Annotated in this window: 19 protein-coding genes and 1 riboswitch; of the genes, 10 read left to right on the top strand and 9 right to left on the bottom strand. The window is 73.7% G+C overall.

Going from position 1 to position 17953, the window contains the following annotated elements:
- Positions 1-29: 29 nt before the first annotated feature.
- The 4 genes from ACFWP2_RS34970 to ACFWP2_RS34955 all read left to right on the top strand — a co-directional run bounded on the left by ACFWP2_RS34970 (position 30) and on the right by ACFWP2_RS34955 (position 5158).
- Positions 30-1397, top strand: a complete 1368-nt coding sequence (locus ACFWP2_RS34970) for a metallophosphoesterase (RefSeq protein ID WP_380459194.1) — start codon at positions 30-32, stop codon at positions 1395-1397.
- A gap of 313 nt (positions 1398-1710) precedes the next feature.
- Positions 1711-2613: a hypothetical protein gene (locus ACFWP2_RS34965; protein WP_380459191.1), complete on the top strand. Its 903-nt coding sequence runs from the start codon at positions 1711-1713 to the stop codon at positions 2611-2613.
- Between the two features lie 172 nt (positions 2614-2785).
- Complete coding sequence (locus ACFWP2_RS34960) at positions 2786-4300, top strand: alpha/beta hydrolase family protein (protein WP_380459189.1); 1515 nt, start codon at positions 2786-2788, stop codon at positions 4298-4300.
- 297 nt (positions 4301-4597) lie between these two features.
- Positions 4598-5158, top strand: coding sequence for a hypothetical protein (locus ACFWP2_RS34955; protein ID WP_380459186.1), 561 nt, complete (start codon positions 4598-4600; stop codon positions 5156-5158).
- A 24-nt stretch (positions 5159-5182) separates the two neighbouring features.
- Here the strand turns inward: ACFWP2_RS34955 and ACFWP2_RS34950 are convergent, their stop codons facing one another.
- On the bottom strand, positions 5183-6109 hold the full coding sequence (locus tag ACFWP2_RS34950) for a LysR family transcriptional regulator (protein ID WP_380459184.1): 927 nt from the start codon (positions 6107-6109) through the stop codon (positions 5183-5185).
- A 130-nt stretch (positions 6110-6239) separates the two neighbouring features.
- Between ACFWP2_RS34950 and ACFWP2_RS34945 the strand changes: the two genes are divergently transcribed.
- Entirely contained in the window at positions 6240-6626 is a 387-nt protein-coding gene (locus tag ACFWP2_RS34945; RefSeq protein ID WP_380459181.1) for a VOC family protein, read from the top strand.
- A gap of 64 nt (positions 6627-6690) precedes the next feature.
- On the opposite strand, the gene ACFWP2_RS34940 is transcribed toward ACFWP2_RS34945, so the two are convergent.
- Both ACFWP2_RS34940 and ACFWP2_RS34935 read right to left on the bottom strand, forming a co-directional pair.
- A complete protein-coding gene (locus ACFWP2_RS34940; protein WP_380459178.1) occupies positions 6691-7128 on the bottom strand; it encodes an SRPBCC domain-containing protein in 438 nt (145 codons plus the stop codon).
- Positions 7129-7274: 146 nt separating this feature from the next.
- Positions 7275-8093, bottom strand: coding sequence for a helix-turn-helix transcriptional regulator (locus tag ACFWP2_RS34935; RefSeq protein ID WP_380459176.1), 819 nt, complete (start codon positions 8091-8093; stop codon positions 7275-7277).
- 113 nt (positions 8094-8206) lie between these two features.
- Here ACFWP2_RS34935 and ACFWP2_RS34930 point away from each other — a divergent pair, with 113 nt between their 5' ends.
- Complete coding sequence (locus ACFWP2_RS34930; RefSeq protein ID WP_380459173.1) at positions 8207-8563, top strand: VOC family protein; 357 nt, start codon at positions 8207-8209, stop codon at positions 8561-8563.
- Positions 8564-8580: 17 nt separating this feature from the next.
- A complete protein-coding gene (locus ACFWP2_RS34925) occupies positions 8581-9027 on the top strand; it encodes an SRPBCC family protein (protein WP_380459170.1) in 447 nt (148 codons plus the stop codon).
- A 61-nt stretch (positions 9028-9088) separates the two neighbouring features.
- Here ACFWP2_RS34925 and thiC read toward each other — a convergent pair whose 3' ends face one another.
- Together thiC and ACFWP2_RS34915 are read right to left on the bottom strand one after the other, a co-directional pair.
- Positions 9089-10903, bottom strand: a complete 1815-nt coding sequence (gene thiC / locus ACFWP2_RS34920) for a phosphomethylpyrimidine synthase ThiC (RefSeq protein WP_380459167.1) — start codon at positions 10901-10903, stop codon at positions 9089-9091.
- Positions 10898-11032, bottom strand: a riboswitch (TPP riboswitch). Its footprint overlaps the gene before it by 6 nt.
- A 216-nt stretch (positions 11033-11248) precedes the next feature.
- Entirely contained in the window at positions 11249-11449 is a 201-nt protein-coding gene (locus ACFWP2_RS34915) for a DUF5326 family protein (protein ID WP_049653234.1), read from the bottom strand.
- Between the two features lie 279 nt (positions 11450-11728).
- Between ACFWP2_RS34915 and ACFWP2_RS34910 the strand changes: the two genes are divergently transcribed.
- The gene (locus ACFWP2_RS34910; RefSeq protein WP_380459164.1) at positions 11729-13018 is read left to right on the top strand and encodes a hypothetical protein; all 1290 of its coding nucleotides are present in this window, start codon (positions 11729-11731) and stop codon (positions 13016-13018) included.
- A 107-nt stretch (positions 13019-13125) separates the two neighbouring features.
- Here the strand turns inward: ACFWP2_RS34910 and tenA are convergent, their stop codons facing one another.
- Complete coding sequence (gene tenA / locus ACFWP2_RS34905) at positions 13126-13797, bottom strand: thiaminase II (RefSeq protein WP_360351006.1); 672 nt, start codon at positions 13795-13797, stop codon at positions 13126-13128.
- 118 nt (positions 13798-13915) lie between these two features.
- On the bottom strand, positions 13916-14233 hold the full coding sequence (locus ACFWP2_RS34900) for a cupin domain-containing protein (protein ID WP_224279738.1): 318 nt from the start codon (positions 14231-14233) through the stop codon (positions 13916-13918).
- 120 nt (positions 14234-14353) lie between these two features.
- Between ACFWP2_RS34900 and ACFWP2_RS34895 the strand changes: the two genes are divergently transcribed.
- On the top strand, positions 14354-14734 hold the full coding sequence (locus ACFWP2_RS34895) for a phage holin family protein (RefSeq protein ID WP_380459159.1): 381 nt from the start codon (positions 14354-14356) through the stop codon (positions 14732-14734).
- Between the two features lie 102 nt (positions 14735-14836).
- On the opposite strand, the gene ACFWP2_RS34890 is transcribed toward ACFWP2_RS34895, so the two are convergent.
- Positions 14837-15262: an SsgA family sporulation/cell division regulator gene (locus tag ACFWP2_RS34890; protein WP_380459156.1), complete on the bottom strand. Its 426-nt coding sequence runs from the start codon at positions 15260-15262 to the stop codon at positions 14837-14839.
- 465 nt (positions 15263-15727) lie between these two features.
- On the opposite strand from ACFWP2_RS34890, the gene ACFWP2_RS34885 reads away from it, so the two are divergent.
- Entirely contained in the window at positions 15728-16297 is a 570-nt protein-coding gene (locus ACFWP2_RS34885; RefSeq protein WP_380459153.1) for an NUDIX domain-containing protein, read from the top strand.
- Here the strand turns inward: ACFWP2_RS34885 and ACFWP2_RS34880 are convergent, their stop codons facing one another.
- Positions 16298-17878, bottom strand: coding sequence for a globin domain-containing protein (locus tag ACFWP2_RS34880; protein WP_380459150.1), 1581 nt, complete (start codon positions 17876-17878; stop codon positions 16298-16300).
- Positions 17879-17953 lie beyond the last annotated feature (75 nt).

Here is a 17953-nt window from a genome sequence, read left to right as displayed (position 1 = left end):
CGGGAGAGTGGTCTTCCTATGATGGGCGAATGACACCCGAGGACCGCTTCCCCGGGCCCGAGCACCCCCACTCGGGCCCCCGCCACCAGCCGGACCTCGACGTGCTGCCGTACGGCACCTATTACGAACCCGACGCCGCCGCCGGCTACCCCGCCCCGCCGTACGAGGGGGAGGGCTACGACGGGGAGACCTACAGCGGCTACGGCGGAGCCCGCTACCTGGAGCAGCACTGGCCCGCCGACGGCCAGGGCCACACCGTGCACGCCCAGGGCATCGGCATGGACCAGACCCCGGCCTTCTCGCACCAGGGGCAGGGCGGCTACGAGGACGGGCCCGGGTACGAGGACGGCCCCGGCTACGAGGAGCGCACCGGCTACGACGGGCAGGACCAGGGCGGTTACGAAAGCCGGAAGCAGGGCGGCTACGAAGGCCAGGACCAGGGCGGCTACGAGCCCACCCTGCCCGACCAGCCCTCCCCCGCGCTCCGGCTCGACGGCCGCGACGACCCGCCGACCATCGAGCTCGGCCCGCCGCTGCCCGACCCCGCCGCGCCGACCTACCCGTACCCCGCCCCCGGCCCCGGCGAGCCCCCCGGCCCGGTCTACGTCGTCGGCGACGTGCACGGCTACCTGGAGGAACTGCGCGCCGAGCTGCGCCACCAGGGCCTGATCGACGCCGACGGCCACTGGTCCGCCGGCCGCGCCCGGATCTGGTTCCTCGGCGACTTCACCGACCGCGGCCCCGACGGCATCGGCGTCATCGACCTGGTCATGCAGCTGGCCGCCGAGGCCGCCGCGGCCGGCGGCTACTGCCGCGCCCTGATGGGCAACCACGAACTGCTCTTCCTCGGCGCCGCCAAGTACGGCGACGAGCCCGTCCAGTCCACCGCCGGCACCGCCTCCTTCCTCGCCGCCTGGCGGCTCAACGGCGGCCAGCAGAACGACCTGGACCGGCTGGAGGCGCACCACATCAGCTGGCTCTCCCGACTCCCCGCCATGGCGGTCGAGGACGGCCACCTGCTGCTGCACTCCGACACCACCGCGTACCTGGAGTACGGCGAGTCCATCCCCGACGTCAACGACGCCGTGCACAGCCTGCTCGCCGACGGCAGCGTGGACGAGTGGTGGGACTGCTTCCGCCGCTTCACCAAGCGGTTCGCCTTCCGCGGCGACGCCGGACCGACGGCCGTCCACGAGCTGCTGGACACCTACGGCGGCAGCCGCATCGTGCACGGGCACAGCCCGATCCCGTACCTCACCGGCGCGGTGCACAACGACGACGGCCAGCCGCCGCACATCCCCGGGCCGTACGTGTACGCGGACGACCTCGCGGTGGCGATGGACGGCGGCGTCACCATGGAGGGGCGGCTGCTGGTCGCCCGGCTGCCCATCGGCTGAGACGGTCCGGCCGTCGGCCGCCCGGGCCGCCTGGACCGCCTGGACCGCCTGGACCGCCTGGACGGTTGCCGACCGATCGTCAACCGACCATCGCCGTCGAACAGTTGTTCCCGGCGTGCGGGTGGTCGCATGCGCGCGTCCCGGGGCGCGAAATACCGGAAACCGACTGTCAGCCCGGGCGCGCCCGCCCCTACCATGAGGCACACCACACCCGGCCGCCCGTCCGGCGGCCCGCCTCCGCGCCCGTTTCGGCGCCCTGAGGGCCGCGCGCCCCCGGGGCAGAGCGAACGGGGTCCGCACGAACGGGGTCCCCATGTCCAACCCCCCGCCCCTGCTCGCCGAGGACCGCCCGGAGTACGAGCGCCTCCTCACGGAAGCCCTGCGCGACCGCACCGTCCTCACCGCCCTGCGCGCACCCGGCGCGCTCACCACCGACCAACTGCGCATCCGCGCCCTGCGCGACGCCGACCGCGTCAACGCCGCGGCCGCCACCGAGTACGCCCACTACACCCGGCTGCGCGGCAGCCTGCACAACACGCCCCCACCCCCGCCCGGCGGCGAACCCGCCGCCCCCGGGCTGCTCACCCAGCTGCGCTCCGGCGGGGGCGGCGCCGGACTGTTCCCCGTCCTCACCGTGCTCACCCCGATCCTGGCCTGGGCCGCCGCCCTGTTCCTGCTGCTCATCGGCTACCTGATGCGCGCCGCCGGCCCGGACCTCGCCCTCGCCCGCTCCCTGGTCACGGCCGGGTGGGTGGCACTCGCCGCCGGGGTCGCCGCGATGGCCATCGGCGTCATCGGGCTGCTGCTCACCGCCCTGCGCGAAGGCGCCGCGACCGCCCCGGCCGGCACCGACCCGGAGCTCGCCGCCGAACTCGGCGACGCCCACCGCGAGTGGCGCGGCGCGCTGCGCGAGCGCGGACTCGTCCCGTACCTGCTCGACGCGCTGCCGCCGGTGCCGGGCACGGCGGCCGGGCCCGACCGCACCGTCGGCACCGGCGACCAGGGCACCGGCGACCAGGGCCCCGACGGCCCCGGCCACAGCAGCCCGGACTTCAGCAGCCCCGGCTACACCTCGCCCGCGTTCAGCAGCCCCGGCGCCGAAGGGCTGACCGACCCCCAGGGCCGCACTCCCCGCCCGGCCGCGTTCACCGGACCCGACTTCACCGGGCCCGGGTACACGCCGCCCGACTTCACCGGGCCCGACGAGGTCGGCTGAGGCCGGCGCGCCCCGGGCCCCGGCACCGGAAGCGCCCGGAAGCGCCCGGGGGCTTCCGGGGGCTTCCGGGGGCCATCCCCACCCCCGGTCCGGGTGCGGCCACCATCGCCCCGAACTCCGCTGCCCGCCAGGGTGGAAGCCACCAGTGGAGAACGACCGGGGGAGCGCAGCGATGAACACCGGACCCATCCGACCACCACGCACCGGACCGGCACCGCTGACGGCCGCCGCCCGGACGTCAGCCCTGCTGACGGCCCTGCTGGCAGCCCTGCTGGGGCTGCTCGCCACCGGGGGACCGGCGGGCGCCGCGCCGCTGAACGCCACAGCCACACCTGCGAGCACCACGTCGGCGGCGGGCGATCCGTCCCCCAGCCCGGTCGAGTTCACCGGCGCCGACGGCACCGTCCTGCACGGCCTGGTGCTCGCCGCCCCCGCCGCGACCGCCGGCACCCGCGGCCCCGGGCTGGTCATGATCCCCGGCGCCGGACCGGGCCCGCTGGCCGAACTGCGCGCCGCCGCCGAGGCGTACGCCCGGCACGGCGTCACCACGCTGATCTTCGACAAGCGCACCGACGGCTACTCGATGACCCACCGGGACTACGGGCAGCTGGCCGACGACGCCCTGGCCGCCGTCCGGCTGCTGCGCACCCGACCGGAGGTCGCGCCGGACCGGGTCGGACTGTGGGGCCTGTCCGAGGGCGCCTGGGTGGCCTCGCTCGCCGCCACCCGCTCCGCCGAGGCGACGTACCTGGTCACCGTCGGCGCCGTCGGCCTCACCCCGGCCCGCCAACAGGCCTGGGCGTACCGGGGCTACCTGCGCCACGCCGGCGTCTCCGGCTCGCTGCTCGACACGCTCTCGGACACCTCCGTCCGGCAGCTCACCGCCGCCGGGCTCTTCCCCGAGGCCGGCTACGACCCGGTGCCGGTGTGGGAGCGGGTCCGGCAGCCGGTCCTGGCCGAGTGGGGCACCCTCGACCGCGAGGCCGCCCCCGAGGAGAGCGCGACGATCATCCGCCAGGCCCTCGACCGGGGCGGCAACACCCACTACACGCTGCGCACCGTCCCCGGCGTCCGGCACAACCTGCACCTCACCGGGGACGACGGCTACGACCGGCCCGACCGGCTCCCGGCGGACTACGCCGACACCGAGTCCGGCTGGATCCAGCGGCTCGCCACCGGCCTGCCCACCGCCACCGCCGACCCGGCCCCGCACCAGGACACCCGCAGCCGCGCGCTCCAACCGCTCCCCTGGTACGAGTCCACCTGGTTCGAGGCCGTCGCCACCCTGCTCTGCCTGATTGGCTTCGCGGGCTACGCGCTGACCGGCGCCGGCCGCCGCCTGCGCCGCCGGCCGCGCCCCACCGCCCTGCCCCGGGCCGCCCGCCGGGCCGCCCTCGCCGGAACGGCCGCCCTCCTCGGCGCCCTCGGATACCTGCTCTTCCTGATGGTCACCGCCGCGATGTTCCCCGGCCCGGTCCTGTTCGGCCGCCCGGTGGTCTGGCTGGCCGTCCAACTGCTCGCCCTGTTCGCGCTCGGGTCGGCCGCCGTCGCCGCCGCCGTCGCCCTGCGGGGGCGGGCCGCCCTGGCCGCCGCCTCGGCGGCCGACCGGGCCCGGCTCGGCGCACTGCTGCTGGCCGGGGCGGTGTTCCTGCCCTGGGCCCTGTCCTGGGGGCTGCTGCTGCCCTGACCCTCCGCCGGAGCCCCGGCGGCCCGCCCCGACTGCCCGGTCGACACCAGGCCGGCCCCCACCTTCCCGCGCCGGCGCCCAACCGGTCGTCACACCGGGGATCCTGATCACCTGTCATCCCCAGGTACCAGATCGACCGCCGTCGACGCCGTCCGCGCGGTGGCAGCCCGCTCCCCTGCACGGGGGAGCGGGTTCCGCCCGGTTCAGCCCGGCTGAGGACGCCCCCGCCCGCGTTCTCCGGAAGGGTCGGAGCCGGTGGCGGACGGACGGCGTCCGCCCGGGCCGGGAGGCGGAACCATGGGCGCACGGACGATCGCGGCACGGCTGCACGGCACACCCGCACCGGGCGTGCCCCGCTGGGCCGTACGGACGGCCTACGCGATCACCCTGGCCGTGCTGCCCTCCTGCCTCTGGCGGATCGGCGGCTTCATCCTCGGGCTGCCGCTGCTCGAACACGGCCCGACGCCCCCCGAGCAGGACCCGGCGTCCTTCGACGGCGGCTGGGCGTACATCCTGGCGCTCAGCGTGGTCAGCGAGGCGCTCGCCCTGCTCTGCTTCGGCCTGGTCGCCCGCTGGGGCGAGGCGTGGCCGCGCTGGATCCCCGTCCTCCGCGGCCGCCCCGTCCCCGTGCTCGCCGCCGTCGTCCCGGCCGGGCTGGGCGCGACGGTGCTGATGGTCTTCCCGTACTCGATGGTGATGTTCTCGCTCGGCCTGACCATCCGGGGCGACAAGGCCGGGATCATCACCCACGGCTGGCAGACCGCCGTGTTCTGGATCAGCTACCTGCCGCTGGCCGCCTGGGGACCGCTGCTCGCCGTGCTCACCGTGCACTACTACCGTCGGCGCAGGGCGGGTTGAGCCCTGCGCCGGGCACGGCGTCCCTCACTCCGGCGCCACCACGCACAGGGGTGCCGACGCCTCCGACCGCTCCCCGACGACGTCCGTCGCCGCCTGCACGAAGGCCCGGACCCGGGCCGTGGTGTTGCTCTCCAGCCAGACCGGGCCGCGCTCGATCGGGGGCGCGTCACGGATCGGCACGTACGCGACGTCCGGGCGCGGGTAGTAGTGGCGGGAGTGCTCGCCGACCGGGAGGACCCCGCGGCCCATCGCGACCAGGCTGAGCATCTCGGAGAAGGTGCTGCCCGACGGCCCCTTGGGCACCGGACGGCCGGACGGCGTCCGGTCGGGGGTGCGGTCGCGCTTGAAGCCCACCGAGGTGACGGCCGGGTACTGCACCACCGGATGGTCGGCGAGCACCTCCAGCGACACCGAGCGCTCACCGGCCAGCGAGTGCCCGGCCGCCACCGCGAGGACCCGCCGCTCGGTCAGCAGCACCGGCCCGCGGGACATGCCGTCGAACGGGTAGGAGGCGATCAGGACGTCGATCGAGCCGTCCACCAGGCTCGCCCGCGAGTTGGAGAGCTGCACCTCCCGCACGTCCACCCGGCAGTCCGGGTACCGCTCGCCGAACAGCGCGGCCGCCTTGAGCAGCACCGGCGCCGTCCACTCCCCGAGGAACGCCACCCGGAGCTCCCCCGTGACACCCCGGTTCGCGTCCTCCGCCCGACGCAGCGCCGCCTCCATCGCCGCCACCACCGGAACCAGGTCGTCCGCCAACCGCCGCCCCACCGCGGTGAGTCGGACCGACCGGCTGGTGCGGTCGAACAGCCGGCCGCCGACCCGGCGCTCCAGCTTCCCCACCACCTGACTGACCCGCCCGGTGGTCAGGCGCAGCCGCTCCGCGGTCCGGCCGAAGTGCAGCTCCTCCGCCAGCGCGAGGAAGACCTCGATCTCCAGCCGCTCCAGCATCCCGGCCCCACCCCCCGATCGTTGAATCCTGCTCAACGATCGTATGCCGATCCCGCGTTGATCGCGCGCCCGGCCGGGAGGATCGTTGAACCCGTCCCCGACAGCCCCACCCGAGCGGAGCCGATCACCCATGCGCGTCGTAGCCTTCGACCACCTCGTCCTCAACGTCGCCGACGTCGAGCGCTCGCTGGCCTTCTACGCCGGCCTCCTCGGCCTGGAGCCGGTCCGCGTCGACGAATGGCGCGCCGGCAAGGTGTCCTTCCCCTCCATCCGGGTCAGCCCCGACACCATCATCGACCTGGCCCACGGCCCCCGCCACGAGTCCAACGTCGACCACTTCTGCCTCACCGTCGAACCCCTCGACTGGCAGGAGGTCATCGACGCGGGCACCTTCACCGTCCTGGAGGGCCCCGTCCCCCGCTACGGCGCCCGCGGCACCGCCACCTCCGTCTACGTCAGCGACCCCGACGGCAACACCGTCGAACTCCGCTGGTACCCCCAGGACGCCGCCAACTGACCGGCCCCCGCCCCGGCCCCACGGGGGTGGCCCGGGGCGGGGGCCGGTCCGGGCGCTCCGCCGGTCAGTCCCGGCCGGCGAGGTGCTCGACCAGCCGGTCGAAGCTGGAGTTGAGCCCCGCCTCGGCCTCCGGGCCCCGGTACATCTCCGGCACCCCGGTCTGGTGCAGCACCACCCGGGTACCGCCCCCGTCGAGCCCGGTGAAGGTGAGGGTGGACCGCATGCCCGAGCCCTCCTCCACCATCGCGAAGAACTCGCCGTCCCGGATCCCGGTGATCTCCGCCTTCACCGGGTACCGCTCACCGGTCGCGTCCAGCACCATGGTGCTGTCGTAACGCCCGCCCACCTTGGCCTCGATGGTCACGGTCTCCAGCGGCACGTGGGTGCCGACCGGCCCCCAGAACCGGACGAACCGCTCCGGCTCGAAGTACGCCGCGAACGCGTCGGCCGGGGCGCCCGGCAGCTCACGGGTGATGGTCAACTCGCCCAGGTTCTCGGTCATCTCGGTCTCTCCTCCGCGGTCACGCCCGTCGCTTGCAAAGAGGTAGACCCCACCCGTCCCGGAAACTCATCGCTCCCCGCGAAGTTTTTTCGACGACTTCTCCCCACGCCCGACGACCGGTGAGCCGCGGGCGCCGTTCCCCGAGGTCATCGGCCCATCGGCTCGTGACGGGCACGAACCGGGGCGAGCAGCTGGCGCAGCGCTGTGGGGGTGTGTCCGACGTGCTCGCGGATGGTGCGGGTCAGGTGCGCCTGGTCGGCGAAGCCGAGCTGTGCCGCCAGGTCGGCGAGGCCGGGTTCGCCCTCGGCGATCCGGTCCATGGCCCGGGTGACGCGCACACGGTTGCGGTAGCGGGTCAGCGAGACGCCCGTCTGCCGGGAGAACACCCGGCTCAGTCGGTAGGGCGACACCTCCAGCAGCGCGGCCAGTGCGCAGAGCCGTCCGGCCTCCGGGGCCTCTTCGATGATCGCCTCGCGCGCCGCCGCGGCCAGCGCCCGGTCGGCCGGCCGGACGCCGGCGGTCGGCCGGGCGCGGGCAGTCGGCTCACCGGCCGCGGCTGCGACGAGCCGGAGCAGTTCCTCCGTCAGCGCGTAGTCGATGTCGCCGGTGCCGACGGCGGCCACCAGACGGCGGTGGGCGAGATCGACGCGCGCGTCGACGTACACCGTCGTGGCGGCGGGCGGACGTCCGAGGAGGGAGGGCTCGAAGCTGACCGACGTGCAGACGTCGCCGCCGGCCGGGTGCGCGAAGCGCTCCTGCTCGCCGGGCGCGCCCAAGTAGGCCATGGTCGGGTCCAGATCGGCGTCGGTGCCGTCGGCCGATCGCCGGAACCTGCCGCGTCGCACCAGCACCAGGCGGTGGTCGTCGCGGGTCTCCGGCTGCGACCACCGGGCGTGGTCGGAGCGGCACCCCACCACGGTCACCGTGAACTCCGGCCGGGCGGCGAGGGTCGATGCGGACAGCATGCCGCGCACGGTACCCGCCGGGTCCGACAGAACGGCCCGCAAGGATCTTCAAGACCTCCGGCGCCGTTGCCCCGGATGCTGGGGCCCACCTGATGACACGAAGGGAGCCATCCATGGCCGTCCACGCGGAGCTCACCGCGATCACCATCGACTGCGCCGATCCCCGGGCCCTCGCCGAGTTCTACCGTAAGGTCACCGGCTGGGACGTCGGACAGGCCGACGACGACTTCGTCCAACTCGGCAGCGGGCCAGTCCGGTTGGCCTTCCAGCGGGTCGCCGGCTACCGGGGGCCCGGCTGGCCCGACGCCGCGAAGCACGCCCATCTCGACTTCACGGTCGCCGATCCCGAGGTCGCGCTGAAGGAACTGCTCTCGGCGGGGGCGACCAGGCCGGAGTTCCAGCCCGGCGAAGGCGAGTGGACCGTTCTCGCCGACCCCGAGGGCCACCCGTTCTGCATCGCTTCGGCCTGACGAGGAGTCGATCACCCATGGCCTCGATCCACAAGGAACTCGTCATCCACGCCCGCCCCGAGGCGGTGTGGTCGGTGCTCAGCGACTACGGCGCGGTGCACGAGCGGCTGGCGCCCGGGTTCGTCACCGACACGCTGCTGATCTCGGACACGCGCGCCGTCACCTTCGCCGATGGCACGATCGTGTTCGAACGGCTCGTCGACCTCGACCACGAGGCGATGCGGGTCGCCTACACGGTCGTCGGCGGCACCCTCCACCCGTCCCACCACCACGCGTCCATGCAGGCCCTTCCGGAGCCCGGCGGCCGGACGAGGTTCGTGTGGCACACCGATGTCCTGCCCGACGCTCTGGCCGCACCGATCGCCGAGGCCGTCGAGCACGGTTCGGCGGTGATCCGCCGCACGCTGGAGGCCGCCTCATCGGCCCCGACCGAACCGGCGCCCGCCCCGACGGCGGCTCGATGACACGACGGCCGAGCGCCGCCCCGGGGTCGACAGACACTCTCGGGACGGCGCTCGACGCGGGTCAGTCGGCGAGCGGCAGGTAGACCCGGTTGCCCTGGGCGGCGAACTCGGCCGACTTCTCGGCCATGCCGGCCAGGGCCTCGGCGTCGAACTCGGTGTTCACGGCGGTGGAACCGTCGCCGTGCTCGTCGCGGATCTTCTGGGAGATCTTCATCGAGCAGAACTTCGGGCCGCACATCGAGCAGAAGTGCGCGGTCTTGGCGGGCTCCGCGGGGAGGGTCTCGTCGTGGAAGTCGCGGGCGGTCTCCGGGTCGAGGGCCAGGTTGAACTGGTCCTCCCAGCGGAACTCGAAGCGGGCGTCGGAGAGGGCATCGTCCCAGGCCTGGGCGCCGGGGTGGCCCTTGGCCAGGTCGGCGGCGTGGGCGGCGATCTTGTAGGTGATCACGCCGGTCTTGACGTCGTCCCGGTTGGGCAGGCCCAGGTGCTCCTTGGGGGTGACGTAGCAGAGCATCGCGGTGCCCCACCAGGCGATCATCGCGGCGCCGATGCCCGAGGTGATGTGGTCGTAGCCGGGGGCGACGTCCGTGGTCAGCGGGCCGAGGGTGTAGAACGGCGCCTCGTCGCAGATCTCCTTCTGGAGATCCATGTTCTCCTTGATCTTGTGCATCGGGACGTGGCCCGGGCCCTCGATCATCACCTGGACGTCGCGCTCGCGGGCGATCCGGCCGAGCTCGCCGAGGGTCTTCAGCTCGGCGAACTGCGCCTCGTCGTTGGCGTCCGCGATCGAGCCCGGGCGCAGGCCGTCGCCGAGCGAGAAGGTGACGTCGTAGGCGGCCAGGATGTCGCAGAGCTCCTCGAAGTTGGTGTAGAGGAAGTTCTCCCGGTGGTGGGCCAGGCACCAGGCCGCCATGATCGAGCCACCGCGCGAGACGATGCCGGTCTTGCGGCGCGCGGTGAGCGGGACGTAGCGCAGCAGCACGCCGGCGTGGACGGTCATGTAGTCGACGCCCTGCTCGCACTGCTCGATGATGGTGTCCCGGTAGACCTCCCAGCTCAGCTCCTCGGCCTTGCCGTCCACCTTCTCCAGCGCCTGGTAGAGCGGAACAGTGCCGATCGGCACGGGGGAGTTGCGCAGGATCCACTCGCGGGTGGTGTGGATGTTGCGCCCGGTGGAGAGGTCCATGACGGTGTCGGCGCCCCAGCGGGTCGCCCAGGTCATCTTCTCCACCTCCTCCTCGATCGAGGAGGTGACGGCGGAGTTGCCGATGTTGGCGTTGATCTTCACCAGGAAGTTGGTGCCGATGACGGCCGGCTCCACCTCCGGGTGGTTCACGTTGACCGGGATGACGGCCCGGCCACGGGCCACCTCGGCGCACACGTACTCGGGCGCGAGGCCCTCGCGCAGCGCCACGAACTCCATCTCCGGCGTCACCACGCCCCGCTTGGCGTAAGCGAGTTGGGTGACGGCGACACCGTCGCGACCGCGCAGCGGGCGACGCGGACGGCCGGGGAAGACGGCGTCCAGGTTGCGCAGGTTCCCGCCGCGCGGCGAGGTGTGCTTGATCCCGTCGTCCTCGGGGCGCGGCTCGCGGCCGTCGTACTCCTCGACGTCGCCGCGCTGGCGGATCCAGGCGTCCCGCAGCGCGGGCAGGCCGCGCCGCACGTCGGGCTCGAAGGACGGGTCGGTGTACGGACCGGAGGTGTCGTACAGCGGGACGGTCCTGCCGTTGGTGAGCCGCACCTCGCGGTACGGAACGCGCAGGTCGGGACGCGATCCCTCGCGGTGGGCCTTGCGCCAGGCCGGAGTCGGGTAGCCGGTGCGCTCGCTGCTGGGGGCGCCCTGGGCAGACTGCGGCTGTGCTTCGAACGTGGTCATCTGACCTCTACTCCCTACGCCGGCATTACCCGGTCAGGTTCCTGCGGTCGACGCAGCCGTCGGTCCGTCCGTCGACGTCCCGGTCAGCGTCCTCTCAGCCCGGTGCTCCGAGCTCCCGCGTCGCAGGCGGTGTTGCCTGCACACGACGCCCAACACGGTAGCGAGCGGATCGCCGCAGGTCCAGAGCACCCCACCCCTCCCGGCCGGCCGCTCCGCCCCGTCGGCCGTCCCACCGTCTCGTCGGCCCGGCGGCCGTCGCGTCGGCCCGGCGCCGGAGAACGGCCGAGGCCCGGCTTCCCCTGGTGTGGGGAGGCCGGGCCTCAGGGCGGCGTTGCGGGGTGCGGGTCAGCTCTTGGCGGCCTTCTTCACCAGGACCACCACGGCGGCGGCGATGCCGACCACCACCAGGAGCTTGATCACGATCGAGAGCAGTGCGCCGACGACGCCGAACACGAAGGCGACGATGTTCCAGGCCAGCACCAGGACCAGCACCGGGATGACGATGTTGCGCACCCAGGAGGGCAGCGACTTCCAGAGCTCAGCCATGTCGGTTCCTCTTCTCCCCTCGGGTCGGCCGCCGTCCGGTGCCGCATCCCGCTTGCTTTCGGTACTTCGATCGTACGGTGGCGCGAGTGCCGGAACGAGGCCCAACGGCCCGGAGAGAACCCCGAGATCACCCCGACCCCGACCCCCCGGGTGACCCCCGAGAATTCCGGCGGCGGCGCACAACCCCGGGCGTTCCCAAGCGTCCAACCAGTGCCGTGAGAACGCCCGTCCCGGCGCCATCGACCAGGGGAGAACCTGATCATGCGGGCCAGAACAGCCATGTCCACAGCCGCCCTCGCAGCGTTCCACCTGACCGTGGCGGCCCTCGCCGCGGTCCCGGCGAGCGCGGTCCCGGCCGCCGTGCCGGCAACCGTGCCGGCCGCGACCGCCGCCGCCGACGTCACCGCACCGGCCGGGTTCGTCGGGATGTCCCCGACCCGGGTCCTGGACACCCGTTCCTTCGACCAGACCCCGCGGCACAACCACTTCGGACCGCTCAAGGAGGGCGAGTCCTACAGCACCCCGCTCGCGCAGCACTGCGCCGACCACCCGCCGATGTCCTGCGGCTCCGTCGTGCCGACCGACGTCACGGCCGTGATGGTCAACCTCACGGTGACCGACCCGACCGCCGACGGCTACGTCACGCTCGCCTCCACCGCCCAGGCGGGCACCAGGCCCACCACCTCCAGCATCAACTTCACGGCGGGCCAGACCATCTCCAACCTGGTCACGGTCGCGGTCGGTCCGGTCGGCCTGGACGCCCCCTGGGTCAACGTCTACAACAACGCGGGCACCGCACACGTCGTGCTCGACGTGGTCGGCTACTACCGGACCGCCGCGACCGACAAGTACGGCCCGCTGACCCCGACCCGGATCGCCGACAGCCGCAGCGACGGCACCGGCCGGCTCGGCGGCGACGCGGTGCGCACCTACCGGGTCGCCCGCCCCGAGCTGGGGACCGCGGACGCGAAGGCCGTGGTCCTCAACGTCACCACCACGGACGGCTCCTGGGACAGCTTCCTGACCGCCTACCCGAGCGGGACGCAGCGGCCCGCGACCGGCTCGAACGTCAACTTCCCGGTGGGCTCGACGGTCGCGAACCAGGTCGTGGTGCCGGTCGGCGCGGACGGGAGCATCGACGTCTACAACCGCGCCGGCTGGGTGCACGTGATCGTGGACGTCGTCGGCTTCTACGGGCCGTCCGGAAGGGGCCTGTTCAGCGCGCTCAGGACGCCCGTCCGCAACCTCGACACCCGGGTCGCCGGCGGCAAGCTCCAGCGGGGGGCGACCACGGCCGTCCAGGCGGTGCCCACGGACGGCTCGGTCCCGAACGTGCTGGGCGTCGAGGCCAACGTCACGATCACCGACGTCACCGAATCCGGCCACCTCACGGTGTTCCCGGGCGGGGGCCTGCCGCCGAACACCTCCACCGTGAACGTCGGGCCCGGGCAGACCATCGCCAACTCGGTGACCACCGGGGTCACCGGCGGGGGGACGTACTCGGTCTTCAACCACGGTGGCCCGGTGAACGTCGTCGCCGACCTGACCGGCTACTTCGTCACCGGCTGACCCGGGACGGCCGGTCCGCCCGCCGTCCGGAGGGAACCGGACGACGGGCGGCCGCACAGCGCGGCTCGGACCGGCCGGCCGGCGCGGCACAGGCCGGCCGGCGCGGCTCAGACCGGCCAGCGCTCCCCGCGCCAGGCCGCGTCCCAGAACATCCACTCGTAGCGCGAGGTGGTCACGAAGTGCTCGACCACCTTGCGGCGCTCGGCCGCGGACAGCTCCTCGCCCAGCCGGTCGGTGAGCGCCAGCACCCGGCGGACCACCGACTGGAAGGCCTCGTCGCCGTAGGTGGCGATCCACTTGGCGTACAGCGGGTCGGGCGAGCCCTGGGCGAGCAGCGCCTCGCCGACCCGGGCGTAGATCCAGTAGCAGGGCAGCACCGCGCCGACCGCCTCGGCGAAGGAGCCGCCGTAGACGGTGGCCAGCAGGTAGCTGGTGTAGGCGCGGGTGGTGGGCAGCACCGGTTCGGCGGCGGCCTCCTCGGCGCTGCCGCCGAAGGCGGTCAGGAACTCGGCGTGCATGCCCTGCTCGGCGGCGAGCGCGCCGACCGCGTCGTCGGCGAAGGCCCGGACGTCCTGCTCGCCGGGCGCCTTGGCGGCGCAGACGGCGAGCGCGCGGGCGTAGTCGCGCAGGTAGTGCGAGTCCTGGACGACGAAGTGGCGGAAGGCCTCGCGCGGCAGGGTGCCGTCGGTGAGCCCGGCCAGGAAGGGGTGGGCGAGGATCTCGGCGTACACCGGCTCGATGGCCGCCCAGAGTTCTTCGGTCAGCGTCTTGGTGCTCATGCCGCCGACCCTAGCCGCCGGGGCGCGCCTGCCGCCGGGCGCGCCTGCCGCCGGCCCCGGGCGCCGGGCGCCGGGCGCCGGGCGCCGGGCGCCGGGCTGACCGTCGGCGCCGGGGCGCTCAGTCCTCCGGCGGGGAGAACACCACCAGGACCCGCAGTTCCTCGGTGATGTGGTGGAACCGGTGCGGGGTGCCGGCCGGCACGTACACCACGGTGCCGCGTCCGACCGTCGCGGTCTCGGCGCCGACGGTCAGCTCGGCCCGGCCGCTGATCACCTGGTAGATCTCGTCCTGGTCGTGCGCGGTCTGGGTGTCGGTGTCGCCGGGGGCGAGCGCGTACAGCCCGGCGGACATCCGCGGTTCGCGCAGGAACCGCAGGTACGCACCGTCGTTGGCCGCCCGTTCGGCGTCCAGTTCGTCCAGCCGGAAGAGCTTCACCGCCGCCGTCCTCCCTCGTCCTCGGGCCCGGCCGTCCACCTGCCGGACCAGGGGCATTCAACACCACCCCGCCGTCCGGTGGTTCCGCCGGGACCGGGGTACCTGCCAGGCTTGGGCGGCATGAAGGGTTTCGTCATCAAGACACTGATCAACGCGGCGGCCATCTGGGTCGCCGCCTGGATCGTCAGCGGCATCCAACTCGCCCAGGGCAACGCGGACTGGCAGCACAAGACGCTGACGGTGCTCGGCGTGGCCGTCGTGTTCGGCGTGGTGAACTGGCTGATCAAGCCGGTGGTCAAGCTGTTCTCGTTCCCCCTGTTCATCCTCACGCTGGGCCTGATCACCTTCGTGATCAACGCCCTGATGCTGCTGCTCACCTCCTGGGCCTCCGGGAAGCTGAGCCTGGACTTCCACGTGACGAACTTCGGTTCCGCGCTGGTCGGTTCACTGATCATCAGCCTGGTGGCGTGGGGCCTGCACCTGGCCCTGGACGACGACTGACCGGCATCGCACGGACAGCCGAGAGGGGCCCGCACCCGGGTGTTGCACCGGGTACGGGCCCCTTCGCCGTTCCGCTCGCGCGGCCGGCCGGCGCCGGAGCGCTCAACCCGCGTTCTCGCGCCCCCTGAGCAGGTCCGCGAGCTGGGCGTCGATGTCCCGCCCGGTGAACTCCTGCCCCATCGGCACCAGCCGGTCGGTGCGCGCCAGGAAGGCGATCAGGGGCGCGGAGGAGGCGCACAGCAGGGCGTCGCCGTCGGGGGAGCGCAGCACGATGCGGACCTCCGAGAGCTCCTCGCCGACCGGGCGGATGTGCACGTCGCCCTCGCCCGCCGGTCCGCTGATCCCGTCGAGCAGCAGCTCCCGCGCGAAGTACCAGGTGACCGGGGCGTCGCCGGGCAGATGGAAGGTGAGCCGGACGGCGTACGGATCGTCGGCCTCGTACGCCAGGTCCACCGGGAGGCGGAAGGAGAGCTCGTGCGAGACCACGAGGTTCATCACCAGGTGACCCTGGACTGTGCTGTGCTGCATGGCGCCAGTACCTCTCGTTCTGCCCGCGCCGTCGGTCTGCTGGTCCGACGGCGGCCGGACATGTTTTCGACGGTTTTTGTGCCGGTTTATGCAACCAATCCACGTTCGATCATCATCGTCCACGTTTGGTGATGTAGTGGACAAGGCGTGCTTTTTCAAATGGTGAACGAGCCGGGGCTGGTCCAGACCAAGCGGTGCCAGAAGATGAACGCCGAATTCATCGCCCCACCGCGCCTTTCCGAACGGAGAACAGAACGGGCGTACGGAGCGAAACCTCCGATTTGCCCGATAGCTGCTCATTGCAGCACAGCGGGACCCCGAACGGATGCACCCGACCGGGTCGGCGTTTCGACCGCTCCCCGTACGATTCGACCCGTTCCCGGTGCGTTTCGACCCGTTCCCGGGGTTTCACCCCCTCCCCGGCGCGGGAGACTCCCGCACAACGCGCGAGTCCCGGAGGTGGCCATGGGCCCCGAGAAGCACACCCCGCCACCGCGCCCGGTCGTGAAGCGCACCGCGCGGGCGATCCTGCTGGAGCTGGACCCGGACGATCCGTACGGCCCGGCGTCGATCGTGCTGATCCGGCGGGTCCGGCCGGGTTCGCCGCACCCGTACTGGATCACCCCCGGCGGCGGGGTCGAGCGCGAGGACCGGACGGTGGTCGAGGCCCTGCACCGCGAGGTGGACGAGGAGCTCGGCGGCAAGGTGGTCGACGTGGTGCCCGCCTTCGTCGACACCATCAGCCACACGCTCCCCCAGCCTCCGGCCGGGGGGACCCTCGTCGACGACGGCACCCCGCCGCACCCGCACGGGATCAAGGTGCAGCACTTCTTCGTCTGCCGGCTCGCCTCGATGGACCTCAGCCGGCGGCACGGGCCCGAGGTGACCGACCCCAACGGCGAGTACGAGGTGGTCCGGCTGCCGTTCACCCGCGAGGGCGTCACCTCGGTCAACGTGGTCCCGCCCCGGCTGCGGGCGTACCTGGCGGCCAACATCGAGGGCATCCGCGCGCTCCTCGCACCCGACCTCGGGTGATCAGGCGGCGGCCGGGTCGCCGACCGGGTCGTGCCGGATCCGCTCGGCCGGCACCCCGGCCCGCAGCAGCGCCCCGATGCCCCGGCGCACCATCGCAGGCGGCCCGCTGAGCACCGCCTCGCGTCCGTTCCACGGGCCGAACCGGCCCACCACCTCGGGCAGTTCACCGGTCAGCCGGTCGGCGGACCACGGGCCGCCCAGCGGCGGGCCGCCCGCCCGGCCGCCACCGGACAGCACCGGGCGGACCGTCAACCACGGGTTACGGAAAGCCAGTTCGCGCAGCCCGTCCAGCTCGTACAGCTCCTCGGCCCGGCGGGCCCCGTAGAACACCTCGACCCGGCGGCCGGGCACCCCGTGCTCGGCGGCCTCCTCGACCAGGGCGCGGATCGGCGCGATGCCGGTGCCACCGCCGAGGCAGAGCAGGTCCGGGCCGGCCGCGTGGTCGACGGTCATCGAGCCGGCCGCCGGGCCGAGCCGCAGCACATCCCCGGGCGCGGCCCGGTGGACCAGCGCGTTGCTCACCCAGCCCGCCTGGACGGCCTTGACGTGGAAGGTCAGCAGCCCGTCCGGCCGGGGCGCACCGGCGAAGGAGTAGGGCCGCCAGACCCGCGGCCACCAGGGCGTCTCCAGCGCGGCGTACTGCCCGGCCCGGAACGGGTACGCCTGGTCCGGGCGGACGGTGACCGCCGCGACATCCCGGGTGCGGCGCTCGTGCCGGACGATCTCGCCCTGCCACCAGGGCGGCGAGGTGCGGGCGTCCTCCTCGGCGGCCTCGATCATGGTCGAGGCGATCATCCGGTAGGCGCGGCGCCAGGCCGATTCGGCCTCGGCGTCCCAGTCGCCGCCCGCGTACCGGGCCAGCGTCCGCACCAGGCACTCCTCCACCGCGACGTAGTGCCCGGCCAGCGCGCCGTGCCGGCGGTGGCCGCGGCCGAGCCCGGTCAGCGTGGCGCGCAGGGCCGCCGGCCGGTCGATCTCGCGCACGACGGCCAGCAGGGTGCGGAACAGCCGGTCGCGGTGGACGTCCATGGCGGCGGGGAAGAACGAGCGGAGCTCGGGGTGGCGCAGGAAGAGCAGCGCGAAGAAGTGCGCGGTGGCCTGGTCGGCGACCGGCACGACGGCGGCGAGGCCGGCCCGGACCAGCCCGACGTCCCGGGCGGTGAGCGGCGATCCGCCGGCGATTCCGTCCTGCCCGGCGATCCCGTCCTGCCCGGCGGCGGGGAGCACGGCAGCGGGGAGCTGCCCGACGGGGGTCCGCACGCCCCAGGCCTCGCTCCACCGGTCGCCCGGCCCGGCCCAGTTGAGGCCGGGCGCCTCGGCGAACAGCGGGCCGGAGGGGGCGGTGTCGGGAGCGAAAGCGGGAGCAGGGGCGGGGGCGGAGGCATGGACGGGGACGGGCACGGCCGGCGGGTAGGGCGGCCGGGCCGGAACCACCGGCCGGACGGGCTCCAGCAGCGACACCGGCGGCAGTACCGCCGTCTGCACCTCCGCCTCCGCCGCCGCAGCCGGCAGGCCCGGGACGGAGGCGGCCCCCGCCGGGCCGTACCCGGTGCGGACCAGAACTGACCTGCGGGACTTCACCGCTACGTTTCGAGTACCCAAGAGAATCGTTTCGCTTCCGGCCGACCTGCGCCACCACCTGGCTTGTCTCTGCTG

Source organism: Kitasatospora sp. NPDC058444, from assembly GCF_042721415.1.
Taxonomy (GTDB): domain Bacteria; phylum Actinomycetota; class Actinomycetes; order Streptomycetales; family Streptomycetaceae; genus Kitasatospora.
This window is presented reverse-complemented; position numbering and strand designations above follow the sequence as displayed.